We start from the raw sequence: 24,970 nt of genomic DNA on the forward strand, positions 1-24,970 counted from the left end.
GAGATGGGATGAATAAAATAATTTACATGTTAATATTGTCCATGCTTCCTGTTTTGGAAATCAGAGGGTCGATGATTTACGCACTTGCAAATAACATCAACCCTGCATTGGCGTTCTTCTTGTCTGTGATTGGCAACATATTGCCGATACCATTTTTGATTTTGCTGACACAAAAAGTCCTACAATGGTTGGATACAATCGACACTTTCAAACCGTTTGTGGATTGGATTAACAAAAAAGCACAAGAAAAAAGCAAGACTATCGACAAATACGGAAGACTGGGACTATACATTTTGGTGGCGATTCCACTTCCTGGAACAGGCGCTTGGACTGGCGCATTGGTGGCATCATTCTTGGGATTAACTCCCAAAAAAAGTATGCTTCCCATAATACTTGGAGTCATCACAGCAGGAACTATCGTGATGCTTTCAACAATGGGAGTGTTAAATGTGATTAAATAAGGTGTGAAATTACACACCTTTTTTTGTTTTTTGGGGTATAATAATATTATAGAAGGGAGAATAAAACAATGAAAAAGAAAAAGTTTTCAATAGTCAAAATACTACTAATATGTCTTATAGTTTTTGTAGGTATAAAATGGATTATGGCTGTTCCCGTTCAAAGACATTACGGATACAAAAAGTTGTACAAATACATGGAAGTTCAAGGGATAAAAAAAGATAACATAAAAGAGATAACATCTTTTAAAGACTATCTGGAAGGTTCTTATGATTACAAGGTTAAATTAAAAGATCCTGAAGGATACTCAATTAACTATATTTATACTCATTATAAAGAAATCATGGTGTATTCAATAGAATACAATTTAAATGGCAAATATAAGTCATTAGATGTCAATGAAAGAGAAAAATTCAAATACCCTCCTTTGCCTTTTGATTGGGAAGATAAATTAACAAATAATAAATAAAAATTACCTAGATTTTAGAGTGAACCACCAAAATTTTGTGGTTCACTTTTTTTCTAGGTAATTTTTAATTCGTATCTTTGTGTTTGTTCAAAAATAAATACGCCAACACTATTATTCCCACAGAGAATAAAATCATCATTCTTTCGTCTTTATTTCCCGATTCTGGGAGTTTTTCATCGACGTGTTCTTTCTTTTCTACCACAAGGGATTTCTTAGACAAATCACTTTGTGACAATACTACATCGAACTCACGCACTTGCCCTTCTTTTAAAATAACTCCTCCGACTCCGTTTTCAGTCAATCTATCTTCGTTATTTACAGTAAGAACGTAGTTTCCCGGAAACAAATTGTCGAATACTGCTTTTCCTTCTTTATTTGTGTACTGGAATGCATACATATCTGTTCTTCTATCTTTTAATGAAACCAGAACTTTTTCTTGTGGTTTGTCGGCTTTTTTCACGTTGATTATAAGTGCTGATTCGAACTCTTTTTTGATTTGTGCGTTTATTTGTGAACTATAAATAGATTCTTCTGAATTTGGATTAATCTCAATGTCATTGATTTTGAAATTGTCATGTTTTTCAAAATATTCACTCATTTTATCCACGTACACCTGATATTTTCCAGGATCTTCTACTTCAAAATACGCATAACCAAACATATCGGTTTTTGACAAGTATTCTTTTGTATCCGATTGCAATCTGACATCTATTTCTTTCAGGGCAACAGCGTATTTATCGGTTATTCTATAAGTTATTTTGTATTTCTTGTCCTTGTCCTCTCTTGTCTTGGCAATCAAAGTTTTGGAATTATCGGTGTTGTTTTCAAGTAAAACTTTTTGTTCATCGAAGAAATATCCCGACGGAGCAGACACTACCTTCACGGAATGTTCTGATGGTGCAAGCTTATAAAATTGTGCTTCTCCTTTTTCATCTGTCTGATTTTCTCGAGATTTGCCAGTCTGAAGATCAGTTACTATTATCTCAACTTTCGGTATTGGTTTGCTTTTTTTGTCCAATACGGTAATTTTTAATATAGCATTATCCTCATCCATCGCTTGTTTTACTGCAAATGATAAGTTAGTTTTAAAGTTTTGCATAATTTTCTTGCTGACACTATCATTTTGTCCTCTATTTGGATTGATTATATTGTCTATTTTATCTATTTCTGATGCTGTGGTGATTTGAGGTATCATAATTATCACCACTAAAACAAATAGTAGTTTTTTCAAAATTTTCATAACACTTCTCCTATTTAATAATATATCACAAAAGAAGCGTTTTTTCCCAATTTTAGCCAAAAAAATCGCACGATATTATCGTGCGACTTTTTTACTCTATTTGATCAATTCTTTTACAACTGATTCACTTATTGAGTTTTCTCCACCAAATACATTAACTTTTTCAAATTTTGATTCTTCGAAAGCTTGTTTTGTAGCTTCTGGAATTTCATTTGCTTCTGCTAATAATATTGGGCAATCAATAGAGCCTATTACTAAGCTGTCTGCTGGAACTGTTCCGTTTGCGATGTTAACTTCTTTTCTATCTTTGAAGCCGTATTCGTAAATCTTCTTTGCTGTTTCGTAACGGTTTGCTCCTGCTATTCTTGTAGGGTTTGGAAGTTTGTTTTCTAATTCTTTAGAGATTGTCTTTTCTCCACCTACAATTATTACTTCTTCAATTTGTTTCAATACTTCTTGTGTTGCTTTTGGTATGTTGTTTGGTTGTACAAGTAGTATTGGCATGTTGTTTTTGTTAGCTAGTGGCGCTACTGTTAATGCGTCTGCGAATACTTCTCCACTTGCTATTACAGCTTTTTTAGTTCCTGTTAGCTTGATTACTTCTTGTGCAATCTTAGCGCTTGTTTCGTATCTGTCAGAACCAGCTATTGTTTGTACGTTGTATTTTGCTAGGCTGTTTTTAGCTTTATCTACTGAGTGGTCTCCACCTATTACGATTACATTTTTAGCGCCTAATCTCTTGATTTCTTGTGCTACTACTGAATCTAATTGATCTTTTTGTACTAACAAGATTGGTGCTTTTAATGCTTTTGATAATGCTGATGCTGATAAGCTGTCTGCGAATTTTTCGTAGTTTGCTATGATTACTGTGTCAGCTGAGTTGTAGTATTTCTTGGATACTTCTACTGATGTTTGAATTCTGTCAGCTCCTGCTACTCTTGTTGTAGTTTTTTGTTGTTCAGCTGGTGTGCTTGGAGTTGTTGTTCCAGGGTTACTTGGTGTTGGTGTTACTGTTCCAGGTACGCTTGGAGTTGTTGTTCCAGGGTTACTTGGTGTTGGTGTTACTGTTCCAGGTACGCTTGGAATTGTTGTTCCAGGGTTACTTGGTGTTGGTGTTCCAGGTACACTTGGTGTTGTTGTTCCTGGGTTAGCTGGGTTTTCCTTGCCAGGTTTTGTTGGATCTTCTTTTCCTGGTTTTTCTGGTTTTGCTGGATTTTCCTTGCCAGGTTGTTCTGGTTTTGTTGGGTTTTCCTTGCCAGGTTGTCCTGGTTTTGCTGGGTTTTCCTTGCCTGGTTTACCAGATTCTTGAATCTTTGCTATTTCGTCTTTGATTTCTTTGGCTAATTTGTCAACTTCTTCTTGAGTTGCATCTTCTTTCTTAGTTAAGTCTTCAGCTTTTTTGATCAAATCTTGTAATGCTTTTTGTTGTTCGTCAGTTAATTTAACTTCTTTCTTCTTCAACAATTCTTCTGCATCTTCTTTTTGACCGATAAGTTCTTTCTTATCAACTTTCTTAGCTTCTTTTTCTTTGATATTAGCTAATGCTTCTTTTAATTTGTTGTTAACTTCGTCAACCTTGTCTTGTGGTTGTTGTTCATTAATAACAGTTTTTGCTTCTTCGATTAATTTGTTAAGTTCAGCTATTTGTTCATCAGTTACATCGTATTTTTCTCGAACTGATACAATTGAATGTGCTTTTAGCATATTTTCTGTCAATTCTTTTGTATTAACAGGATCTTTTGCATTAGGATCTTTTCTGTTGATTACAACATCTTGTAATGTTTCGTTTCCAGCATCGTCGGATGCTTTGATTTTGAATGTGTTTTCGCCAACTTCCAATGGAACTTCTATTTCGAATTCTCCGTTAACGCCTTTTTCAAGTTCAAAGTTATCCCAAGTCTTGTCAACTCTTGAAAGCATTGATCCGTCAAGATACATTTCCAAGTAAGTCATGTTTTCATGACCTTTTATTTTGATCTTAGCCATTGGAGCTTTTTCATCTTTATGTTCTACAGTGTATTCAACTGTTGGAGCAACGTAGTCTTTTCTGATTCTTCTGATGATAGTATCTTGGATGCCATCTCCTCTGACATTTTCACCTTCAGCTTTGATTTGTAATTCGTAAACACGTCCATCTTCTAAGTTAGAGATGTCTAATTCGTGATCGAATGAGAAATTGCTGTCTCCTTCTTTTTTAGATTTGATTTCTTGAACTTCTGTTCCTTCAACCTTCTTACCATCTTTTGTGATAGTTAATGTCAAATGATTTAATTGTTTAATCTTAGTTACATTACCTTTTATATGGATCTTCTTGTATGCATCAGGGTTGTCTTTGTCTTCGTGTTTACCAAATGCTGCATAATAATCAGGATTTTCAACCTTGATTACAGGTAAGTTGTAAACTGTAGTGTCTTTTGGTTGTTCTGGTTCTGGTTTTGCTGGTTGTTCTTCTTTCTTTTCTTCAGATTTTACGATGATTGGAATCCAGTAATATGTTTCCATATCGCCAATCTTAACAGATACTTCTATTCCAAATTCACCAGGTTTGTCAGTAGCTTTAATATTATCTTTATTGTCTAATATTTTAACTTCAGCATCTTTTGGTAATCCAACGATGTGCTTTTTGATTTCATCTAATCCTGGAATTGGATCGTTTACTTTCAATTCTATAGGTTTGATTTCGATGTTAGAAGTTATGCCTGTGTCAATCTTATTACCGATAACATTTCTTGCATTATCCCAAGCGTAAATGCTTAGGTTAGACAAGTCAAATCCATCAGCTATTTTGAATGTATAAGAGTAATCTCTTACTATTCCAATATCATCGTATCTATGATCTTCTCGAACTTGTTGTTCATACCATTTACCAGTTGTAGTGTTTTCATATCCTACGCTAAATACACCTGCTAAGTTATCTTTTGCAATTACAGTTATTTCTCTGTTTACTTTGTCGTATTTGTAAGTTAATGTTGGTGCTGTGTTATCTAATACTATGTTGTATTGATATTTTTGTTCCTTAGCATTTTTGTAGTCTACGTGACCTGTGATTTGGTAGATGTATTGTCCTTCATCAACAGATTTTCCACTCCTGTCTTTGAAGTCCCAAGCAGCTCCACCAGGAACGTATTCGAATCTGTGTTGGCTGTCTCCACCTTTGTACAATCCATTTACTTTTAGAAGAATTGGGTCGATGAATAAGTTTCTCAATGTTTTGCCATCTTTGTCCAAGATGTCGTATTTTACATCAAGAGCGTTTCTCATGATTGTGATTACTGGTGCAACTTCATTATTCATTCCTTTATCTTTTCCTAATGAATTAACGAATACAGTTGGTTTACCATCGACATTCCAAGCGTTCCAGTAGTTCCATCCACCTTTTTCTTGTCTTCTCATAAATCCTGTTTTATCTATTCCACCATTAGGATATACTATTGGTTTGTAGTTAACATCGTTGCTGAAATCAGGCATGTTGTCCAAGAATTGTGGCTCTGACCAATCGCCCTTGAATCCAGTATAAGGAACTGAAAGTGTAGGATTAGTGTCTGATTTGAACATTACATATCCTTGTGCGAATTGATTCTTATCAATTCCTTTTGTAGATATTGTTTGAGTGTAAGTTACTTCGCTGTTAGCTTTTACTGTAACTTGTGGCAATGTATTTTCTTCTGCAACTGATGAATGTTCAGTGTATCTACCATCTTTTACTTCATCTTTTAATGAGATGTATTTTGGTGTAAATGTGATATCTTTCTTAGAGTAGTTCTTTAATTTGAATGTAGCGTTGAATTGATCTCCAACTTCTCCTAATTCTAATTTACCGTCTTCCTTTGTATCTTTTCCACCTGTAGCTGTTACAGTTGCATTTGTCTTAACAACATTTTCAAGGTTTACAAGTCCCGCTCCTTGTTGTTTTGGAGTGTACAATGAAGCTTCATCTACTTCTGTGTCTTTTACAGGAGTCGCTGTGTTCATCATTACCAATACTGTCAAGTATTCTTGGATTGGGTCTGGTTTTCCATCAACAGTTCTCTTTAACCAACCATCTTTGTACAATCTTTGCATTACTAATGCACTTGCACCTGCAACTTGTGGAGTTGCCATTGATGTACCACTCATCATAGTGTATTTATCTTCATTTATTGTTGAATAAATGTTACCACCAACACCTGCTATGTCTGGTTTTAATCTCAAATCAGGTGTGATTCCCCAAGATGAGAATTCACTCATTTGTCCACCCTTATCATTCTTAACAGATTTTACTTCTGTAATGTTGATTTTTTGTTCTGGGTTTTCTTTTAATAAGTCGATTAATTTTAATCCGTCTTCGTTGCTAATAAATACAGAAGGGAATTCTTTATTTTCCATTCCAGACATAAATGACAAGTTGTTGCCATCAGGAGTATTGTAAATTACAATACCAGCTGCACCTTTTGATTTTGCTAAGACAGCCTTATCATTAAATGAAGCAACTCCTCTTTGTGCAAGAACTATTTTACCAGTTACATCTTGTCCATTGTAATCTTCTTCAGTATTTCCTAATCCAACGTGAACGTATTCACGGTATCCTGTAGTTGTATCTTCGTCTGCGCCTTCTGCAGTACCTGTTGAAATAGCAATATCTTTTCCTTCAACTAAAACATTTCTTCCTTTAAGGTTTGTGTTTTCCATTGATGCTACTGCATAAGATGGATCTGCAACTGCAGGGTGTCCTGTAGTACCAAAGTCAGGGTTAATAGCTAAGTTTGTCTTGCCTTCGCCACCCCAGTTTGTAACACGGTCATTACCCATGGCAACTGCGCAAACCACTCCGGCAGCTTTAGCTCTATTGAATGCTTCATTTGTTGGAGACACGCCATCTCTACTATAACCTGATCCCATTCCCAAACTCATGTTCAATACGTCTGCACCAAGTTTTACGGAATCGTCAATCGCTTTCAACCATACTTCTTCGTAAACTGTAGATACTAATGCATCGTTGCTGAATACCTTCATCGCTAATAATTGTGCGTTTGGTGCTACTCCCTTTACTCCTTCATTTTCTGCATCACCATTTGCAGCAACTATACCAGCTACGTGCATTCCGTGGAATCCACCGATACCAGAATCTCTGATTTCTTGAGATTCGTCAGCGTAGTTGTATCCATAAGGAACTTTTCTGTTGTACCATTTACCTTTTAATCCGTTTTCTTTAATAACTTTGTTTACTTCGTCTTTGCTCTTATATTTTGATTCAATTTCAGGAGATAATTTCATGTCTTTGTGAGATGGATCGACACCAGTATCTATAATACTAATTAACATTCCTTGTCCTGAGAATTTGTATTGATTCCACAAAGTATCAGCCTTAATCATTTTTGGAGCTGTAGCCAAGCTTGGAGACGCTCCTTTTGGTCTTTCAGCTTTCATTTGAGTTGTAACCTTTTTAACTCCTGATTGTTTTCTCAATTTATCGATGTCTTTTGCTTTAACCTTAGCTGAGAAACCTGTGATAACTGCAGAAAATTCATCTTCTTTGTCAACTTTAACGTTTTCTTTGTTAAGTTTAGTTTTGATGTTTTCTGAAGTTTTCTTAACATCTGCTTCAGATGCCTTCACAGCTTTTGAGAATCTCGCACTCTTTACGTTTGGTTCTCTTTCAATAGCAGCCTTGTCACTTGTTTCTACGATAACTTTGACTTCTTGGTCTGCCTTTACGCCTTGTTCTTGAAGTTTAGCATATGTAGTGCTGTCTGTTTGATTAGTTGCGAATGTCGTTGCACTCGGCAATACCAATGAAAACAATAACACACCAGCTAAAAACTTTTTGGAATATGGTTTCATATTTCCCTCCTACTTTTTTATCCGCAAAAACGGCAAAATATTTGCTTTTTGCTCATAACATAATTTTACTTAACAAAATAGTAAATGTCAAACTAATTTTGAAATTCGTATTTCATAAATATACTTTTATCGTTTTCATCAAAATAAATATAATAATCCACGCATTTTGCAAATTAAGTTGTTTTATTTGGACAAATTACTGATAACATTTATTGTTTATTGTTTTTTTATTATTTTAGTGAATATTAATGTGTAAAACGTGCCCTTTTATTACATTATTTTTCAAAAATATTTTTTCTAACAAATTTTATTATGAAATCTGTTACCATAATTTTTTCAGAATTTGTTACTATTAACCACCACACAAATACTCTATAATATATGAGAGGAGGATTAAATGAATACTAGAAAAATTACAACAACAGCGATTTTCATTGCACTTACAACGTTTTTCACGATGGTAATCAAAATCCCAGTGTCACCTGCGATGGGTTATGTTAATCTTGGAGACTTCATTATATTATTATCCACTGTCGCATTCGGACCAGTTATAGGAATGATTGCCGCAGCATTCGGATCAAGCTTGGCGGATTTATTGCTTGGTTATGCGGCGTTTGCACCGTTTACATTCGTAGTCAAAGGTTTGATGGCACTTGTAATGGGATTGTTCTTGAAGAAAATCAACAATCAAAAAACATCCACAGTTCTAACTGCTGGAATTATTTGCGAATTGGTGATGGTTGTGGGATATTACTTCACATCTGTAATTCTTTACGGAAACAAGACGGCAATCGCTACAATTCTTCCAAACTCAGTCCAAGCTGCTGTGAATTTTGTGATATTCGCACTTATTTGGAAGAGATTTTTGAAAATAACTGAATCTATATTGAGAGACTAGAGAGTATTTTATGAAGAAAATACTAATACCATTTTCTTATTTGGCACAAATTATTGCATTAATCGGACTGATATTTTTTGATGGATTCGGTCAACAAGGTTTTGTTTTGTTGTATTTGATTCCGTTCGCTATTTTGAATTTGGCGCTACGAAATCAAATATCCGACAAAAATCTCAGATTATTGCATGTTATAATCAATGTTATATCAATTTTCGCGTTTGCGATTTTAATGATATTATCATTTGTTTTCCCAGTTTCAAACAAATAAATTATTCTACAAACCAAAAAACACAGCCTGTCACTAATAGTGATAAGCTGTGTTTTGTTTTTTGTTGAATACGAAAAGTATCACATGTGCGAGGACAACTCCGCACATCACATCGATGATGCTGTGTTGTTTGACAAGCATTGTGCTTATGCAAATTCCCACATCCCACAATATGAACAGTAATTTTAGTTTGCTGCTATTTTTCAATATTTTTCGAAACTGGTTATCTATTATCACGGTTGTCGAGACGTGAATGCTTGGACACACGTTATTCGGGGCATCAATCCCCTGAATTTTTCTGATTATCCACGAACAAATATCATTTCCAGTGATATCAGTTACTCTGATGTCAAGTGCTGTCGGATAAATCACATAAATTATCAGTGAGATATACATCGCCAAAAACATCGGAATGATTATGTTGTACATATTATCGTATGATTTTCTCTTTAGTAAATACACAAATGGTATCACTAGCATCAAAAACCACGATGAGTACATAAGTACCGCTGGTTTATAAAAAGGAATGTAGTCGTCTAGTTTCGAATATACTATGTGATAGTTTCTATTGGGTATTTTTTCCATTGCAAAAAACCACACCAAATACACTGCATAGACTTCTAGTATGAATTTGAGTGGGTTTTGATCGTAAATTCGTTTAATGTTTTTCATTTTAATAAAAGTTTCTTCTTTGATATCCTCTTGTAATCGCTATAATTGGCTTGTAGTCAGTGATTTGCGATAGGATTTTGCCTTTCACAATATCAACTATTTCCTTGTCTTCCATTTTTTCATCTATATCTACTCTGATGTCAAAAATCATTTCATCGCCTTCTTTTTTCGGACAAATCCTAAAATCGTTCAATATCCAATCTTCGTTGACATCGGTGATGATTTTTTCGACAATTTCGTGTAAATTTTGAACTTTCGGATTGTTGACTGCCAACGGATCCATGTGAATCGTCGAATACACGCCCTTTTTTTCTATCAAATCTCTCTCGATTTTGTCTACCAATGAGTGAAGTTTGATGAATTCTTCGGAGCTGTTCACTTCGACATCCACAGTTATGAAGATGTGACCTGGACCGTAATCGTGAACTCTCAAATCGTGTGCACCGTAAATTCCATCATAAGATGTGATGAAATCAATGATTTCACGCTCGAATTTTCTGGATGCACCTGTTCCCAAAAGCTTATCCACAGTGTCAGTTATCATTTCAAATCCGTTTTTGATGATGATAACACCACCCAAAAGTCCGATGTATGCGTCGATGTTAAGGTGCGTCAATTTGAACACTACAACAGATATAAGTACGATGGATGTGGATATGCAGTCGCTTTTTGAATCCACAGATGTTGCCATCAACAAATCCGAGTCGATTTTCTTGGAAATTTTGTAGTAAAATTTGCTTAGCCAGAACTTCGCCACAATCGCTACGATTAGAACAATCAACGAATAAATGTTGAATGTGATGATTTCCGGATGAATAATCTTCTTGAATGATGCAACGACCAATTTCACCCCGATGTAAATGACCAAAATCGTAATCAATGACGAGAAGATGTACTCCAATCGTGAATGACCGTACGGATGTTTTTCATCGGCGGGTTTAGTGCTCATACTAAAGCTTAGAACCATCAGAATAATACTGAAACAATCCGATAAATTGTTGATAGCATCAGCCATTATCGCTATGGAATTAGTGAGTAATCCTATTATTAATTTAGTAGAAAACAAAAATAAGTTAATGAACAATCCCACAGCACTGCTCAAATTCCCGTATGATCTACGCGTAGTGAAGCTTTGCGTGTCCTCGTAATTTTTAACAAATTTTTGAATCAAAAAATCTATCATAAAATCCTTCCTTAAAATGTAATTATTTTATTATTATATCAGAGTTTATATCAAATGTTCACAATTAACAAAATATTTACAATCTTACTGTTTCTTTTAGAATTATCAATTTATCCCCAACGTTAAGCGTAACATTGCCCGTAGGAACAATGATTTCGCCGTTCTTTGATTGAATCATAACCACAAGTTCAGAATCAATCATGTCGATATCCTTTAACTTCTTACCATTCCAGTTGTTTTTGTCGCTGATTGTGATTTCAACCAAACCGTAACCTGTCGGATCAAAATAAGATTTGCCGCCAATTATAACAGTGTCATCTGCACAAATCACAGTATCATCACGTGGAACTACAAGTTTGTTATCTCTTATAATTTTTGCAACAATTATATCGAAATGGAGCCCAATCTCGCTAACCTTTTTTCCTACAAGTTCACTGTGCTCATTTATTTTAGTTTCGATAAAACCAACATCGCTTTTAGAACTGTAATAATTGAAAGTTTTAAGGACAGTATCGTCAGGATCAATCATATCGGTTTTCCTACAAATAATCGGAAAAAGGGATCCTTGAATTAAACAAGACAACAGACAAATCACGAAAATTATGTGGAACAAATCCACAGATAACTTTGCGTTACTATTTATAACCATAATCGCAAACGCAATCGCAGCCGCACCTCTGAAACCCGCCGCAGAAATTACAATAAGTTGATTCTTCTTATAGCCAAAAGGTTTCAAAAGCAGTATACTTGCCAATGGTCTTGCAATAATTGTGATAAAAACCATCACCAAGAAAGCCACAGGAACAGCCTTTACGATGCTTTTAGGATCTGCCAAAAGTCCCAGCAAAAAGAACAAACCAATCTGCATTATTCCCGAAAAACCGTCGAAGAAGAACACAACCTCTTTCTTCCTATAATATTCCAAATTCCCAATCATAATTCCCAGTACATACACTGACAAGAACGCATTTCCTCCCAAATTCTTGCTAATCGCAAAAGTTAGAAGTGCGCAGGAAATAATCAGAACAGTGAACAGACCGTCTTGTGAGAAATCTATCTTAAAAATCAATTTTTCGGTTAATTTCGCCATCAAAAAACCAATCAACAGCCCAATTCCAACTTGAAGCAAAATCAGTTTGAACACAGAAGTCTTAGACCCCATCAAAATCGACAAGAAAATCATAGTCATAGTGTAAGCTGTCGGGTCGTTAGAACCACTTTCGATTTCAAGCATTGATGCAGTGGAATATTTAAGATTCAAATTCTTGCTTCGTAAAATCGAACTCACCGAAGCAAAATCCGTGGAACCTACAACAGAACCCAAAAGCATGGATTCCACAAAACTGATTTTAAGTACAAAATAACAGAAAGCTCCCGTAAGAACAGATGTCAACACAACACCTGCACTTGCCATGATAACTCCCTGCGTTGTCACTGGTTTTGCCATTTTCAAATTCGTACCAAAACCACCGTAAAACATAATAATCAAAAGCGCAACGCTTGAAAATTCGTCCACAAACCTGTAATTATTGAAATCTTTCCCGAAAAAATTAAACGATATTCCTAAAATAATAAACAATAGAAACGACGGAATACCATATCTATTTGAAAATTTAATAGCCAAAAGCGCCAACAAAAGCACCACGGCCACGATTAAAATATACATAAATCCTCCTTGGGAAACTGATAGTAAAACGTTAAATTAATTATAGTATATCATAATCGTAAATTGATTATTTGTATAAAAATCTAATAATTATATGTCATTTATAGAAAATGACACAAATTTACCATGAAAACAGCCCATTTATAAATTATTTCAATAAATGAAATACAAATTTTACGATATAATAAGTATATAGAATATTTTAGGAGGGATTACATAATGAAGAAATTCATTAAAGCTTTGACATTGTTTGCCATGATTTTAGTATTGGCAACTGGTTGCCAAAAAGCTGCTCCTGGAGCTGATAACAAAGGTCCTGGAACTGCAAAAGACGGTAACGAACAAAAAATTGAAACTGCAAGTATGAAACTTGTAAAAGCTGTAAACAAGGGTGGATATGAACTTGTATCTACAGAAGATTTGAATTCATGGATTGACCAAAAGAAAGACATGGTTATAGTGGACACTATGCCAGCTAAATCTTTTGACAAAAACAGAATTCCTAGCGCTGTAAATGCAGAATTGCCTATGAAAGCAGACGAATTAAAACCAGAACAAAAAGAAGCTTTCTTGAAAGCTTTGGGCGATGACAAAAACAAAACTGTTGTTGTATACTGTGGTTTTGTTGGTTGTGCTAGAAGTGATGTCGGCGCAACTATCGCAAAAGAAGCTGGATTTACAAATGTATATCGTCACCCAGGCGGAATTGTTGCTTGGATGGATGCAGGATATAAAATCGAAGGTTCTGCAGCAAAATAAGATATTTAATTGGGCAATATTTCATATATTGCCTAATTTTATGTAAAAATATATAAAGGGGGATGTTTTTTGAAAAAAGCATTAAAGATTTTACTTTTATTAGTATTTGTAGTTAGTTTATCAGCATGTGCTAAGAATAACTCACAAGAAACTACTGAAACTAAGAAGGAAGAAACTGCAAAGGAAGACACTAATAAAGTAGAAATCAAAAAAGAAGAAAAGAAGGAAGAAAACTTCGCAGAAAGAAAAGGAACTTTGACAACAAATGTTGATTTGTCAAAATACGATAAAGGCAAATCTGTAAAATTGTGGTTACCAATTCCACAAGATTCAGAATACCAAAAGATTTCTAACGTTAAGGTGGATTTGGATGAAGCTCACGCTAAACAACAACAAACTACTGACAAGTTAGGTAACAAAATGCTTTATGTTGAATGGGACAATGAAGCAACTGACCGTAAGGTTTCACTATCTTTTGATGCTGAACGTAAGGAAATCAAAAGAGGAGAACTTACTGAAAAAGAAGACCAAGCTAAAAAAGACGAACTTAAAGAATTCTTACAACCAAACAGCATGATGCCTGTTGATGGTAAAGTTAAAGAACTTGCTGACAAAATCACTGAAGGCAAGACTACTGATTTGGACAAAGTAAAAGCAATTTACGATTGGACTATCGCTAATATGAACCGTGACGAATCTGTAAAAGGTTGCGGTACTGGTGAAGTTGAAAAATTATTGGATATGCCACAAGGTAAATGTACTGACATTCACTCAGTTTTTGTAGCTTTGTGTAGAGCAGCTGGCGTTCCTGCACGTGAAATCTTCGGTGTAAGAATGAGCAAGAAAGCATCTGACGATGAAACTAAAGGTCAACACTGCTGGTCTGAATTCTACCTTCAAGGTCAAGGTTGGGTTAAAGCAGATCCAGGCGATGTTTTGAAAACTGTTTTGAAACAAAAACTAGACAAATCTGATGAAAAAACAAAAGAACTTGCTGATTATTATTGGGGTGGAATGGATTCACTTCGTGTAGCATTGACTACAGGTCGTGATCTTACTCTTGAACCAAAACAAGACGACAAACCACTTAATAACTTTGGTTATCCATACGCAGAAGTAGAAGGTAAAGCTCTTGATTACTACAATCCAACAGATTTTGAATACAACATCAAATTTGAAGAAGCAAAATAAATTGTAAATTTAAGTAAGAAAATCGGCTCTTAATGAGTCGATTTTTTGTTTGAACGTAAAAAACGATAAATCTCGTGTGAGACTTACCGTTTCGTTAGAAAAATTTTAGGAAATGATATATGAAATTAAGGTTATCTGTTTAAGTTAGTGAGGATGGCGTTCAGCTTTTCAATGGAGATTTTGATATCTTCTAATCTGGATTCAACTCTGATTAGAAGAAATGCTGTCACTGAAATGGGAAAGCCGACGTTACCGACAAAACTTAAGAATTCGTCCATTTGTTATCCTTATTGTATGTTCATTGGTTTTTTATCTACAGTTATTACATCTGCTGAGACTTTTTTGTTGTAGATATCTTTTTTGCCAGTGAATGTTTTTGCTTCTAAGATTTTGTCCATTACTTTACTGATTTCTTGTTCAGTTTTCGCACGGTCATAGTTAGTTAAATTGATGGTCATTGTTTCATTTGAATCATTGCCTATTTTGATTTGTAAATATTCTTGCATTTAAATACCTCCTAAAGTTCTGTTTCTTCTACTACGTACGCATGTTTTTCATCAGAATCTACTAATGAATTGATTGCATACGCTGCACTTTTCAAGTTTTCGTTAGTAACTGTTGATGATAAGTTACTGAAAGTTTTGGAACTTTTCTTTTGTGTTCCGTTTACATCATTTACTGAAGTGATTTTTAATTTTTTCATTTTCACTCCCCCTTTCATTTATACATACATTTGTAGGAGAGTTATTACTATTCTGATTTGAAAAATTTGGGTATAATGTAATTAAGACAAGAAAGGTTTTGAAATTTATGAAAAGGTTATTAAAAATTTTACTTACGATTGTAATCGTCTACTTAATTGTTGGATGGACTGTTAATCATCCAGTTCAATATTTTTGTGGAAAACACAGGCTGTATTCTTTCATGGAACAACAAGGAACTAATAAAGATAATATTTTGAAGATTTCATCAAGCTATAATTATAAAACTGGGGATTATGATTTTGATGTGATTTTTAAGGATGATCCATTGCTTGAATACAATTACAGTTATTATTTAACTAATTTTAGCTTATATAATTTGCCACATTTGTTTGAAGATACCAACAAAATCAGTGTTTCTATTTACGAATACGCTACTGGAAGTCCAATTGGTAACACTTATTTTAAAAAGGCAAAATACATGAAATACACTGATGGATGGTATTAGGAGGTAAATATGAAAAATAAATTATTCAAATTTATCAAAATTGTGATCTGTATTTTCTTGATTTACAATGTTGTGTGGTGGGTTGTTGATCATCCAATTCAAAACCATTTCGCAAACAAAAAACTCGATCAAGTCCTAGCTTTACAAGGAACCGACAGATCAAACATCAAATCAATAGAACAATATAATTATGCAAGTAAGAACACTACATGTTTTACGATATATTTCAAAGATGATCCCAATACACAATATGAGTACCGTTATTTCTTGTACTCCAATGTTTATTTGAATCCTAGAAAAAATAACTACAACAAGATGTTTTGTTTTGCTTATGATAAAAAATTAGAAAAAGAAAAAAATATGATAGACAATCACAACTACCTTGCAAGAAAGCCGTTTGCTGATTATATTAAGTATCAAAAATGTCTAAACACATGGAAATAATTCTCCACAAAACAAAAGCTCATCTAATAAGATGAGCTTGTTGCTTTTATAAATTGTAGTATACAAACCACTGACGATAAGACAATGGCTACGTTGTAATCCAATTCAAATATGTTTTTGGAAAAATTTGCCATTAGTATTGCAAATACGAACAGATTTACGAACAGCACGTATTCTAGCTTGGATGTTTTGTGTTTGATGATTTTGTAAGTTAAATACACAAACATTAAAATCATCACTGCTATAACCACAGGCATTACTACGTTCATGTTTACTTGTTGCTCGAACATCATGTTTTTGTACATTACATGTCGTTGCATTCCCATTTTGTGTTTGGTGAAATAGTGTATGATGAATATCGCAAGTAATGCTATGATTTGAATTATCGATAAAATTTTTCTAAATATTTTCATTTATTTTGTTGCTCTGTCGTTTGGCAACTTATCAACTGTTGTGAATTGAACATCCTTGTCTTTTGGATCTCCAACTTGTACTGGAAGTTCCTTGTGCATTTGCCATTCGTTCCAACCACCGTCAAATATTGTTGGATTTAATCCGTTTTCAAACGCCATAAACCATGGCAATGTTGCTCTCCAACCAGTTCCACAGTAGAATGACATTTCTTTGTCTGTAGAAATTCCTTGTTCTTCCCACATTTTCTTAACTTCGTCGAATGATTTGTAAGTTCCATCTGGGTTTGTGTAGTAAGACATATCTGAATTGTCCTTTCCTGATTTTCCCCACAATGCTCCTTTTGGTTCTCCTGCTTTTGGAATGTAAGAATATCCTGATTCAATTCCCTTCCATTCTTTTTCACTTCTGATAGAAATTAATTGGAAGTTCTTGTCGTTTTCAAGCTTGTCTTTTGCTTGATCCAAAGAAATCAAATATTCTGGATGAGCTGGGATTTTTGTTCCAAAATCAGTTGCTGCGACTGGTTTGTTTTCAGTAGTTTCTGTTTCAAATCCTTTATCTTTCCAAGCTTTAATTCCACCGTTTAAAATCTTAACGTGTTCAACGCCTGCATACATATAAGTGAATGCAACTCTTGTTGCTCCAGTATTTGGTCCGTAAACTATAACTGTCTTGTCTTTTGTAATTCCTTGTGATAACAATGCTTTTTCGATTTCTTCTGGTTTTCTCAAATTCCACACTGGACCAACTTCGACAGAATCTGTGTTAACGTGGATTGCTCCTTTGATGTGACCATTTCCCTTCAAATAATCAGGGCTATCCTTAGCTTCTCCCCAAGTAGCTTCTACCACAACGTAATCTTTTACATCGCTTTTTCCGTCGATTACATCCTTTACATATTGTGGATCAACAAAGATTTCTCTGTCAACTTCTTTATTTGAAGCTTCTTCCTTCTTTTCTTCTTGTTTTTCTTCTGATTTTTGTTCAGTCTTTTGTTCTGTTTTTTCTTCTTGTTTAGTGTTATCTTTGTCGTCGTTTTTAGCACATGAAGTGAAAGCCATGCTCACAACAGCAACTAATAGCAATAATTTGTATAGTTTTTTCATAATTCCTCCTAGAATTAATTTTTTACATATATATTATATCACACCACACTCAAATCATTTATTGATTTTTTCTATAAATTAAAAAATGGTATAATATAATCAAATAAGCAGGTGATTTAATGACACAGAAATCTGAAAGTTTACAAATTATGTTCATACTAACACTAATCGGAGGATTCTTGGATAGTTATAGCTACGTAACCCGTGGTGGAGTTTTCGCATTCGCACAAACAGGAAACCTCGTGTTACTCTCGATTAATATTTGCTACGGGAATTTGGACAAAATAGTGCGCTACGTTATGCCGATTATTGCATTCATTTTGGGGACAACTTTGGTTAGAATATTTGAGAAAAAGCACAAATACATGAAAATAGTACATTGGAGACAAGTTATCATAGTTTTTGAAGGAATAATCCTCGCATTAGTTGGATTTATCCCAGAAAATTTGAACAAATTAGCATGTCTTCTAATATCATTCGTATGCGCAATGCAAATCGAAGCGTTTCGAAGATTCAATGGAGTAGATTTAATGACGACAATGTGCACAGGTAATTTGAAAAAAGCAACCGACAGACTCATCGACTACTTCTACACAAAAGATAACAACCTACTCAAAGCATCATTTACGACATATTCTGCAATCTTGATATTCATACTAGGCTGTATAATCGGAACACTAACATCTTTTGTGTACTCCACAAAATCAATCTTCATACTTCCTGTTGTAATACTAATCGCATTCATAATAATGCACGAAACAGAAAGGAACAAATAATGAAACAAATGAAAAACCCAAAGGAAACAAATGGATACGTAATGCTTTACACAATGCAAGATAAAAGATCACTAGACGTATTAAAAAAAGAAAAAAGATTCATCAACAAATTGGAATACGCAAGCGAACATTTGGGAGACATATATGAGTTTTTCAGAGAAAAATACACATACTTCGTCAAACAAGCAGAACAAATCGTCCCCAAACCAGATGATGTAAAACTGCCAATATGGTGCTCAGTCAGCAACAAAAACTGCATGAAACCAGACGAAAACTCCGTAGCGTATTGCCTCAAAGTACCCGCAGAAAAGATAGTCTATCTAGATGGAGCAAAATGGGACTACGTCCTCAACAACCACTACGTCCCAATAGATGAAGACGATTTGAAACAATACTACAAATATTTAAAAGATAATAAAATGCCCAACCCATTTCTAATAGGATCCGAAGATTACAGATACCTCTATCCCGAAGAATACAACAAAATTTATCAAAGCTACAAAAGAATCTTCGACATCGATAAATGGAACATATTCGCAGTCCAAGGAAACATCTGGGAAATCACAGAAGACATGATCATCAAAGTATACTACCATGACGACCCAATAGATATATCAGAAGAAAATTTAATAGATTATTTGTAAAAATCTTAGACAATTAAATCTAAGATTTTTTTGTTGATAAAATAAAAAAGCAGTTAAGCCTTATTGCTTAGAATATCGTTAGGATACAGATATTCGTGCAATATGCTTAATTTACCTATGTTAGTAATGCCCTTACTTACATGCCTAAGCATCAAAAAAAATCATCCAAAGCTAAGAATATCATACGGAGAAAATAAGTATAAATCCAAGTGAAATAAGCCGTCAAGAAATCGCACTGTTTGAGCGTCAGCAAGTTTGCGATTTTAGGCTTATGAGCTTAGGATTTATTTATTTTTGTAGTCTAGATATTCGTGCTTGATGATTTTTTTATTTAGAACCGAAGCTACATCTGTAGATAAATTCCAAAAAGTAGATTACCAAAATTACATTTAGATTTCCCTTGGAAAAATCCAACAAATTTCGCATAAAAAATTTTCGTAGATTATTACCTGTAATTTTGGTTTTCTACTCATCTTTTTTCTTCCTTATAAAGTATTTTAATAAGCAACTAAAAAAATCATCTAAAGCTAAGAATATCATACGAAGAAAATAATCATAAATCCAAGTGAAATAAGCCGTCAAAAATCGCACTGTTTGAGCGTCAGCGAGTTTGCGATTTTAGGCTTATGAGCTTAGGATTTATTTATTTTCGTAGTCTAGATATTCGTGCAATATGCTTAACTGCGTGAGTTTACCTATCTAAGCAATAAATATTCAAATAACAAACTTCTTCTACACAAAATCCCCCATTTTAAAATCAAGTATGTAGATAAATTCCAAAAAGTAGATTACCAAAATTACATTCAGATTTCCCTTGGAAAAATCCGACAAATTTCGCCGAAAAAAATTCTCGTAGATTATTACCAGTAATTTTGGTTTTCTACACATCTTTATTCTTCTCTATAAAGTATTTTAATAAGCATCAAAAAAAGCAGTTAAGCCTTATTGCTAAGAATATCATACGGAGAAAATAAACATAAATCCAAGTGAAATAAGCCGTCAAAAATCGCACTGTTTGAGCGTCAGCGAGTTTGCGATTTTAGGCTTATGAGCTTAGGATTTATTTATTTTCGTAGTCTAGATATTCGTGCAATATGCTTAATCTGCGTAAAACTTACCTACCTTAGCAAAGCAATTATTCACCTACCTAAGCAACAAAAAACAGCTAAGCATATGTGCAATATGCTTAACTGCGTAAACTTTACCTACGTTAGCAATGAAATTACTAACCCATGTCAGCAATGTAATTTCTTACTTCTTTTCTCTTTTTTTAAAAAACACAAAAAATGCACCAGTAATTATTATTAAACAAGCGATGCTTATTAAAATATGCTCGTTGTCTATGCCTGCTTTTGGCAAAGTTTGTGTACTAGCCAACATTATGTTACTTTCATTTTGACCGTAGCTTATGTCATATCCAATATGCATCAGAAACGTCATCACTGCTACCACATATATCGTTAATTTCTTTTTCATATTCTCCCCCCATTACCCTCATACTTATTATATATTTTATATTATTATTTTTCAATATAAAATATTTTTTTAACTAGCACATTTTTGTAGGGTCGACGTATTCGTCAAATTCTTCTTCTGTTAGAATTTCCAAATCAAGGGAAGCTTGTTTAAGTGTTGTGTTGTTTTTGTGTGCGTATTTTGCGATTGTACTAGCTTTGTCGTAGCCAATTTTGGTATTAAGTGCAGTGACTAGCATCAACGAATTGTTCAAATAATAATCGATGACTTCTCTGTTTGCTTTGAGTCCTCTTAGACAATTATCTGTAAAAGATTTTGTAGCATCTTTGATTAGTCGTACTGATTGCAACGCGTTATATATAATCACAGGCATATATACGTTTAGTTCGTAATTTCCTTGGCTTGCTGCGACTTGAATTGTCGTGTTGTTGCCCATTATTTGCACACAAACCATAGTTAATGCTTCTGCTTGTGTTGGGTTTACTTTGCCTGGCATGATTGATGAGCCCGGTTCATTTGCTGGAATTGATAATTCTCCGATTCCACACCTTGGACCACTCGCCAAAAATCTCACATCATTTGCAATTTTCATCAAATTATTAGCAAGGGCTGTGATTGCTCCATGAGTATAGCTTATTGCATCTTTTGATGTAAGTGCGTGGAATTTGTTTTCTGCAGTGACGAATTCTCCTTTTGTTTGGGCATTTATTTCATCTACTACCATTTGGTCGAATCCTTTAACTGCGTTGAGTCCTGTTCCAACGGCTGTAGCTCCAATTGCAAGTTCGTTTAACGCTTTGCTTGCTTCAATGATGTGTTGTTTGCCTTTTCTAATCATGAAAAGCCATCCCGATATTTCTTGTGACAATCTTAGAGGCACTGCATCTTGCAAATGTGTACGTCCGATTTTGATGATATCTTTATTTTCTTCCATCAATTTTTCCAAGACTTTTTCAGTGTTTTCTAATTCTTCGATTAGTTCTGAATCAATCATATGTTTAAGTGCAATGTGGATTGCAGATGGAAATGTATCGTTGGAGCTTTGGGATTTGTTCACATCATCGTTTGGATGAATGATGTTGTCACCAAACTTTTTGTTTGCGATGTGTGCGATAACTTCGTTCACATTCATGTTGGATTGCGTTCCAGATCCAGTTTGCCACACAGCTAGTGGAAATTCGCTGTCATGTTTGTGATCCAAGATTTCATCACATGCACCCACAATCAAATCCTTCTTTTCGTCTGTAAGTTTTCCCAATTTGTTATTAGAAATCGCACACGCTTTTTTTAATCTTGTGAGCGCTTTGATGACTTCAAGTGGCATTTTTTCTGTTCCAATTTTAAAATTGTTGAAACTTCTTTGAGTTTGTGCTCCCCACAAAACATCGTCACTTACTTCGATTTCACCGATAGAATCCTTTTCAATTCTCATTTTTTTCCTCCAATTATAATTCAAAATTTATTTGCTCTCTATTATTAATCAAACTTTTGTATCCCAAATAAAGCGACAAGAAACTTGCAATGTTAACGCTCGCGCAGATGGCTATCATCACAGATATCTGATAAATTATTGCAGTGTTTGGGCTAACTCCGGATAGGATTTGTCCTGTCATCATTCCAGGAAGACTTATAATTCCCATCGCAATCATGCTGTTCAAATTCGGTAGTATCGCCATTTCTACGGATCGATTGACAATAGGAATGAGTGCTGTGTCTGCACTTACTCCCAAATTAATTAACGTTGTGATTTTATTTTTGTTTAGTTTCAGATTTTCGTTTAAGTAATTTACTCCCAAATTCACAGCCGTCATCGTGTTTCCGAAAAGCATCCCAGAAATTGGAATCGCATATTGCGCATCAAAAATCGGTTTTCTTATTACAAATCCTACGTAGAAACACTCCACAAGCAATCCCGAAAATAATATACTAAGCCCAATTATCACCTTGAATTTGTCAGATAAATGATTTCCTTTGAACACCTTCAAACTACTGAATGCCGCCATTATCAATATGTAAATTATTACAAATAAATTGTTGTTCGAATTTATCACATAAGTTAGAATGAACCCTGCGATTATAAGTTGTACAGTCATACGAACACTTGCTACAACTAGCATTTTTGTTTTGTTGATACGACATTTCTTCATTACGAATAACACAACTAACAAAAGCAAATAAATCAGAACGAACCTAGTCCATGGTATTTTAATTATTCCCATTTTATTCTCCCAAATCGATTATTTTATCTGCAAATTCGTCGACTAATTGTCTAGCGTGACTCACAACTACAAGTGTAATGTCGTTGTGTTTGCAGTAATCCACGATATTTTTCATCATATCAAATGCAGTCTTATTATCCAACGCACTTGTAGGCTCATCCAATAACAAAACCTCAGGATTTAGGCTAAGAGCAATCGCCAAGAACACCCTTTGCTTTTCTCCTCCGGAAAGTTTCTCAACATCTAAGTTCACATCCACATCAAAGTTAGTGATTTTCAAAAACTTCGTGATATCATCGTCAGTTAATTCTTCTAAATCGCGTAGCTTGTAAAACTCATGGAAATTCTCTCTTATAGTCATATCAAACAAGAAATTTTCCTGGGAAGTCATTATGATGTTTCTTCTCAATTCAACTGGTTTGATATTCAAAATATTTTTATCTTTGTAGAAAATTCTGCCCGATTTCAGTTGTAATGTGTTGTTGATAAGTTTGAGAAGAGTGGATTTGCCGCTTCCACTCTTACCCACAACGAAAACTACTTCGTTTTTATCTATAGAAAAATCATCGTACTCTTTGATGAATTTTACATTTTCAAATCTCAAAATTTCCATTTAAAATTCCAGTTGCTCCTTGAGTGACGCCTTGAATTTTTCGAGAATTTTCTTCTCCATTCTGCTGACAGTCATTTGCGAAATATCCAATTCCTCCGCAATCACGATTTGTGTTTTCTTGTCGATATATCTTCCTATAAGAATTTTCTTCTCCATTTCGTTCAAATCTTCCATGCATCTGTTGATTAAATCCCTGTTTTCAAACTGCAACATGTCCTTGTCTTCTTCTCCAATCAAATCGCTAAGATTAGTGTCCCTGTCGTCACTTGATTGATCGATCGATTGATCCAATGATTGTGGAGCATACACCTTCGCCCCTTCCAACACTTCCAAAACTTCTTCGTTGGATATCGACAAGTAATCTGCGATGTCTTCAACTGTTGGAGATTTTTGCATAGTTTGTGCAAGGTGAATCTTGGCGTTGGCAACTTTTTTGTTTAGTTCTTGAATACGGCGTGGAACTCTGATGACCCAGCCTTTGTCTCTGAAATATTTTTTGATTTCTCCGACTATTGTAGGAGTTGCATAGGAGGAGAATTCGTAGCCTTTTGATGGATCGTAACGGTCAATCGCAAGGATTAGTCCAATACATGCAACTTGGTACAAATCATCGTATTCGATTCCCCTTCCTGTGTATTTTTTAGCCAATATTTCAGCGATATACAGGTTTTTTTCAACGAGAGTATCCCTTGTCTTCTTGTCTCGTGTTTCTTGGAATTTCAAGAATAATTCTTTAATATTCTCCTGTTCTTCTTTTTTGATTGATTTATTCGCCATAATATTATTTCCTATTCTTGATTACTTTTATCTCACTTCCATTGATTTCGTATTCATCCATTAAGGATTGGATAATCATTTCCGATATTTTATCCTTTTCGTTGTTTTCACGTGGATTAAATCCATCTAATTTGAAGATTAGTGTTAAAGATTCATCGTCAATAGTCATTGTACAATCGATGATTTTGGATCTGTTTCTTTGCAAATTCAAGCATTCACTCGCGCACAATTTGATATCTTCAATATCGTCCACTGAAAATCCACACTTCATCGCAATGAAAGATGATGAAAGTCTTATAAGAGATACATTTTCTTTTTCATTTTGAAAACTTAATCTGAATTCTTCCATTATATCTCCTTTATTACGAAAATCTTGTCCATTTCAGTTATCGTGAACACTTTATTGACGTGTTTTTTGATATTGTCAATGTAGATTTTGTGGTTATTATCTCTTAGTTCGTTGTACACTTTTATCAAAGCACCAAGTCCTGTTGAATCTATAAATGAAAGATCTGTCGCATCAATTCTGATGTCTTTTGGATTTTTCTTGTATTCTTCCAATAAATCATCTCTGAATTCGTCGCAAGTGTTGATGTCCAAATCACCTTGGATTCTTACAATTATTTCGTCTTTTGTGACTATATCGTAGTTTAATTGCATAATTTTC

At 34.3% G+C, this 24,970-nt stretch carries 27 protein-coding genes; 10 read left to right on the forward strand and 17 right to left on the reverse strand.

Annotation, left to right across the window (positions count from 1 at the left end):
* The first annotated feature begins 8 nt into the window (after positions 1–8).
* Together ACU68W_RS05970 and ACU68W_RS05975 are read left to right on the forward strand one after the other, a co-directional pair.
* Positions 9–461, forward strand: a complete 453-nt coding sequence (locus ACU68W_RS05970; RefSeq protein WP_308611460.1) for a COG2426 family protein — start codon at positions 9–11, stop codon at positions 459–461.
* A gap of 68 nt (positions 462–529) precedes the next feature.
* Positions 530–928, forward strand: a complete 399-nt coding sequence (locus ACU68W_RS05975) for a DUF3139 domain-containing protein (protein WP_446756281.1) — start codon at positions 530–532, stop codon at positions 926–928.
* Positions 929–992: 64 nt separating this feature from the next.
* On the opposite strand, the gene ACU68W_RS05980 is transcribed toward ACU68W_RS05975, so the two are convergent.
* Complete coding sequence (locus ACU68W_RS05980) at positions 993–2,168, reverse strand: MSCRAMM family protein (protein ID WP_094205002.1); 1,176 nt, start codon at positions 2,166–2,168, stop codon at positions 993–995.
* Positions 2,169–2,264: 96 nt separating this feature from the next.
* Positions 2,265–7,988, reverse strand: a complete 5,724-nt coding sequence (locus ACU68W_RS05985; protein WP_446756282.1) for a cell wall-binding repeat-containing protein — start codon at positions 7,986–7,988, stop codon at positions 2,265–2,267.
* A 397-nt stretch (positions 7,989–8,385) separates the two neighbouring features.
* Between ACU68W_RS05985 and ACU68W_RS05990 the strand changes: the two genes are divergently transcribed.
* Both ACU68W_RS05990 and ACU68W_RS05995 read left to right on the forward strand, forming a co-directional pair.
* On the forward strand, positions 8,386–8,886 hold the full coding sequence (locus tag ACU68W_RS05990) for an ECF transporter S component (protein ID WP_446756283.1): 501 nt from the start codon (positions 8,386–8,388) through the stop codon (positions 8,884–8,886).
* Positions 8,887–8,896: 10 nt separating this feature from the next.
* Positions 8,897–9,154 carry a hypothetical protein gene (locus ACU68W_RS05995; protein ID WP_316529698.1) on the forward strand — a complete coding sequence of 86 codons (258 nt, stop codon included), beginning with the start codon at positions 8,897–8,899 and terminating at the stop codon, positions 9,152–9,154.
* A gap of 33 nt (positions 9,155–9,187) precedes the next feature.
* Here the strand turns inward: ACU68W_RS05995 and ACU68W_RS06000 are convergent, their stop codons facing one another.
* From ACU68W_RS06000 to ACU68W_RS06010, 3 genes are all read right to left on the reverse strand, one after another.
* The gene (locus ACU68W_RS06000) at positions 9,188–9,826 is read right to left on the reverse strand and encodes a phosphatase PAP2 family protein (protein WP_446756284.1); all 639 of its coding nucleotides are present in this window, start codon (positions 9,824–9,826) and stop codon (positions 9,188–9,190) included.
* A 1-nt stretch (position 9,827) separates the two neighbouring features.
* Entirely contained in the window at positions 9,828–11,009 is a 1,182-nt protein-coding gene (locus tag ACU68W_RS06005) for a cation diffusion facilitator family transporter (RefSeq protein ID WP_446756285.1), read from the reverse strand.
* A 76-nt stretch (positions 11,010–11,085) separates the two neighbouring features.
* The gene (locus ACU68W_RS06010) at positions 11,086–12,675 is read right to left on the reverse strand and encodes a potassium/proton antiporter (RefSeq protein ID WP_094224036.1); all 1,590 of its coding nucleotides are present in this window, start codon (positions 12,673–12,675) and stop codon (positions 11,086–11,088) included.
* 219 nt (positions 12,676–12,894) lie between these two features.
* Between ACU68W_RS06010 and ACU68W_RS06015 the strand changes: the two genes are divergently transcribed.
* Together ACU68W_RS06015 and ACU68W_RS06020 are read left to right on the forward strand one after the other, a co-directional pair.
* Entirely contained in the window at positions 12,895–13,434 is a 540-nt protein-coding gene (locus ACU68W_RS06015; RefSeq protein WP_094224035.1) for a rhodanese-like domain-containing protein, read from the forward strand.
* A gap of 69 nt (positions 13,435–13,503) precedes the next feature.
* A complete protein-coding gene (locus tag ACU68W_RS06020; protein WP_094224034.1) occupies positions 13,504–14,625 on the forward strand; it encodes a transglutaminase-like domain-containing protein in 1,122 nt (373 codons plus the stop codon).
* A 131-nt stretch (positions 14,626–14,756) separates the two neighbouring features.
* Here ACU68W_RS06020 and ACU68W_RS06025 read toward each other — a convergent pair whose 3' ends face one another.
* The 3 genes from ACU68W_RS06025 to ACU68W_RS06035 are packed head-to-tail and all read right to left on the reverse strand — an operon-like array spanning position 14,757 to position 15,328.
* Positions 14,757–14,903 carry a YvrJ family protein gene (locus tag ACU68W_RS06025; protein ID WP_002835918.1) on the reverse strand — a complete coding sequence of 49 codons (147 nt, stop codon included), beginning with the start codon at positions 14,901–14,903 and terminating at the stop codon, positions 14,757–14,759.
* A gap of 9 nt (positions 14,904–14,912) precedes the next feature.
* Positions 14,913–15,131, reverse strand: a complete 219-nt coding sequence (locus tag ACU68W_RS06030; RefSeq protein WP_094224033.1) for a DUF2922 family protein — start codon at positions 15,129–15,131, stop codon at positions 14,913–14,915.
* Between the two features lie 11 nt (positions 15,132–15,142).
* On the reverse strand, positions 15,143–15,328 hold the full coding sequence (locus ACU68W_RS06035; RefSeq protein ID WP_094206588.1) for a DUF1659 domain-containing protein: 186 nt from the start codon (positions 15,326–15,328) through the stop codon (positions 15,143–15,145).
* A 107-nt stretch (positions 15,329–15,435) separates the two neighbouring features.
* Here ACU68W_RS06035 and ACU68W_RS06040 point away from each other — a divergent pair, with 107 nt between their 5' ends.
* Positions 15,436–15,834: a DUF3139 domain-containing protein gene (locus ACU68W_RS06040; protein ID WP_094224032.1), complete on the forward strand. Its 399-nt coding sequence runs from the start codon at positions 15,436–15,438 to the stop codon at positions 15,832–15,834.
* A gap of 9 nt (positions 15,835–15,843) precedes the next feature.
* Positions 15,844–16,278: a DUF3139 domain-containing protein gene (locus ACU68W_RS06045; RefSeq protein WP_094207883.1), complete on the forward strand. Its 435-nt coding sequence runs from the start codon at positions 15,844–15,846 to the stop codon at positions 16,276–16,278.
* Between the two features lie 23 nt (positions 16,279–16,301).
* On the opposite strand, the gene ACU68W_RS06050 is transcribed toward ACU68W_RS06045, so the two are convergent.
* On the reverse strand, positions 16,302–16,691 hold the full coding sequence (locus tag ACU68W_RS06050) for a hypothetical protein (RefSeq protein WP_094224031.1): 390 nt from the start codon (positions 16,689–16,691) through the stop codon (positions 16,302–16,304).
* Positions 16,692–17,798, reverse strand: coding sequence for a sulfurtransferase (locus ACU68W_RS06055; RefSeq protein WP_094224030.1), 1,107 nt, complete (start codon positions 17,796–17,798; stop codon positions 16,692–16,694).
* A 119-nt stretch (positions 17,799–17,917) separates the two neighbouring features.
* Between ACU68W_RS06055 and ACU68W_RS06060 the strand changes: the two genes are divergently transcribed.
* Positions 17,918–18,574, forward strand: coding sequence for a YoaK family protein (locus ACU68W_RS06060; RefSeq protein WP_094224029.1), 657 nt, complete (start codon positions 17,918–17,920; stop codon positions 18,572–18,574).
* Positions 18,574–19,218 carry a DUF3841 domain-containing protein gene (locus tag ACU68W_RS06065; RefSeq protein ID WP_446756286.1) on the forward strand — a complete coding sequence of 215 codons (645 nt, stop codon included), beginning with the start codon at positions 18,574–18,576 and terminating at the stop codon, positions 19,216–19,218. The genes ACU68W_RS06060 and ACU68W_RS06065 overlap by 1 nt, the downstream gene beginning before the upstream one ends.
* 1,251 nt (positions 19,219–20,469) lie before the next feature.
* Here the strand turns inward: ACU68W_RS06065 and ACU68W_RS06070 are convergent.
* The 7 genes from ACU68W_RS06070 to ACU68W_RS06100 form a co-directional block, all read right to left on the reverse strand.
* Entirely contained in the window at positions 20,470–20,694 is a 225-nt protein-coding gene (locus tag ACU68W_RS06070; protein WP_311437606.1) for an LPXTG cell wall anchor domain-containing protein, read from the reverse strand.
* Between the two features lie 73 nt (positions 20,695–20,767).
* Positions 20,768–22,126, reverse strand: coding sequence for a class II fumarate hydratase (fumC, locus tag ACU68W_RS06075; RefSeq protein WP_306479133.1), 1,359 nt, complete (start codon positions 22,124–22,126; stop codon positions 20,768–20,770).
* Positions 22,127–22,139: 13 nt separating this feature from the next.
* Positions 22,140–22,913, reverse strand: coding sequence for an ABC transporter permease (locus ACU68W_RS06080; protein ID WP_094224025.1), 774 nt, complete (start codon positions 22,911–22,913; stop codon positions 22,140–22,142).
* A gap of 1 nt (position 22,914) precedes the next feature.
* Positions 22,915–23,526, reverse strand: a complete 612-nt coding sequence (locus tag ACU68W_RS06085; RefSeq protein ID WP_094224024.1) for an ABC transporter ATP-binding protein — start codon at positions 23,524–23,526, stop codon at positions 22,915–22,917.
* A complete protein-coding gene (locus tag ACU68W_RS06090; protein WP_446756287.1) occupies positions 23,527–24,303 on the reverse strand; it encodes a SigB/SigF/SigG family RNA polymerase sigma factor in 777 nt (258 codons plus the stop codon).
* A gap of 4 nt (positions 24,304–24,307) precedes the next feature.
* Entirely contained in the window at positions 24,308–24,652 is a 345-nt protein-coding gene (locus ACU68W_RS06095) for an ATP-binding protein (RefSeq protein WP_306479134.1), read from the reverse strand.
* Entirely contained in the window at positions 24,652–24,963 is a 312-nt protein-coding gene (locus ACU68W_RS06100) for an STAS domain-containing protein (protein WP_035109375.1), read from the reverse strand. Before ACU68W_RS06100 ends, ACU68W_RS06095 begins: the two co-directional genes overlap by 1 nt.
* Between the last annotated feature and the right edge of the window lie 7 nt (positions 24,964–24,970).

The organism is Finegoldia sp. P2-F-LR (assembly GCF_052932265.1).

What these genes read in the sequence shown, in the direction of transcription:
- ACU68W_RS05970 (WP_308611460.1), top strand. Translation starts at nt 9, where the DNA reads ATGAATAAAATAATTTACATGTTAATATTGTCCATGCTTCCTGTTTTG.
- ACU68W_RS05975 (WP_446756281.1), top strand. Translation starts at nt 530, where the DNA reads ATGAAAAAGAAAAAGTTTTCAATAGTCAAAATACTACTAATATGTCTT.
- ACU68W_RS05980 (WP_094205002.1), bottom strand. Translation starts at nt 2,168, where the DNA reads ATGAAAATTTTGAAAAAACTACTATTTGTTTTAGTGGTGATAATTATG.
- ACU68W_RS05985 (WP_446756282.1), bottom strand. Translation starts at nt 7,988, where the DNA reads ATGAAACCATATTCCAAAAAGTTTTTAGCTGGTGTGTTATTGTTTTCA.
- ACU68W_RS05990 (WP_446756283.1), top strand. Translation starts at nt 8,386, where the DNA reads ATGAATACTAGAAAAATTACAACAACAGCGATTTTCATTGCACTTACA.
- ACU68W_RS05995 (WP_316529698.1), top strand. Translation starts at nt 8,897, where the DNA reads ATGAAGAAAATACTAATACCATTTTCTTATTTGGCACAAATTATTGCA.
- ACU68W_RS06000 (WP_446756284.1), bottom strand. Translation starts at nt 9,826, where the DNA reads ATGAAAAACATTAAACGAATTTACGATCAAAACCCACTCAAATTCATA.
- ACU68W_RS06005 (WP_446756285.1), bottom strand. Translation starts at nt 11,009, where the DNA reads ATGATAGATTTTTTGATTCAAAAATTTGTTAAAAATTACGAGGACACG.
- ACU68W_RS06010 (WP_094224036.1), bottom strand. Translation starts at nt 12,675, where the DNA reads ATGTATATTTTAATCGTGGCCGTGGTGCTTTTGTTGGCGCTTTTGGCT.
- ACU68W_RS06015 (WP_094224035.1), top strand. Translation starts at nt 12,895, where the DNA reads ATGAAGAAATTCATTAAAGCTTTGACATTGTTTGCCATGATTTTAGTA.
- ACU68W_RS06025 (WP_002835918.1), bottom strand. Translation starts at nt 14,903, where the DNA reads ATGGACGAATTCTTAAGTTTTGTCGGTAACGTCGGCTTTCCCATTTCA.
- ACU68W_RS06030 (WP_094224033.1), bottom strand. Translation starts at nt 15,131, where the DNA reads ATGCAAGAATATTTACAAATCAAAATAGGCAATGATTCAAATGAAACA.
- ACU68W_RS06035 (WP_094206588.1), bottom strand. Translation starts at nt 15,328, where the DNA reads ATGAAAAAATTAAAAATCACTTCAGTAAATGATGTAAACGGAACACAA.
- ACU68W_RS06040 (WP_094224032.1), top strand. Translation starts at nt 15,436, where the DNA reads ATGAAAAGGTTATTAAAAATTTTACTTACGATTGTAATCGTCTACTTA.
- ACU68W_RS06045 (WP_094207883.1), top strand. Translation starts at nt 15,844, where the DNA reads ATGAAAAATAAATTATTCAAATTTATCAAAATTGTGATCTGTATTTTC.
- ACU68W_RS06050 (WP_094224031.1), bottom strand. Translation starts at nt 16,691, where the DNA reads ATGAAAATATTTAGAAAAATTTTATCGATAATTCAAATCATAGCATTA.
- ACU68W_RS06055 (WP_094224030.1), bottom strand. Translation starts at nt 17,798, where the DNA reads ATGAAAAAACTATACAAATTATTGCTATTAGTTGCTGTTGTGAGCATG.
- ACU68W_RS06060 (WP_094224029.1), top strand. Translation starts at nt 17,918, where the DNA reads ATGACACAGAAATCTGAAAGTTTACAAATTATGTTCATACTAACACTA.
- ACU68W_RS06065 (WP_446756286.1), top strand. Translation starts at nt 18,574, where the DNA reads ATGAAACAAATGAAAAACCCAAAGGAAACAAATGGATACGTAATGCTT.
- ACU68W_RS06070 (WP_311437606.1), bottom strand. Translation starts at nt 20,694, where the DNA reads ATGAAAAAGAAATTAACGATATATGTGGTAGCAGTGATGACGTTTCTG.
- fumC (WP_306479133.1), bottom strand. Translation starts at nt 22,126, where the DNA reads ATGAGAATTGAAAAGGATTCTATCGGTGAAATCGAAGTAAGTGACGAT.
- ACU68W_RS06080 (WP_094224025.1), bottom strand. Translation starts at nt 22,913, where the DNA reads ATGGGAATAATTAAAATACCATGGACTAGGTTCGTTCTGATTTATTTG.
- ACU68W_RS06085 (WP_094224024.1), bottom strand. Translation starts at nt 23,526, where the DNA reads ATGGAAATTTTGAGATTTGAAAATGTAAAATTCATCAAAGAGTACGAT.
- ACU68W_RS06090 (WP_446756287.1), bottom strand. Translation starts at nt 24,303, where the DNA reads ATGGCGAATAAATCAATCAAAAAAGAAGAACAGGAGAATATTAAAGAA.
- ACU68W_RS06095 (WP_306479134.1), bottom strand. Translation starts at nt 24,652, where the DNA reads ATGGAAGAATTCAGATTAAGTTTTCAAAATGAAAAAGAAAATGTATCT.
- ACU68W_RS06100 (WP_035109375.1), bottom strand. Translation starts at nt 24,963, where the DNA reads ATGCAATTAAACTACGATATAGTCACAAAAGACGAAATAATTGTAAGA.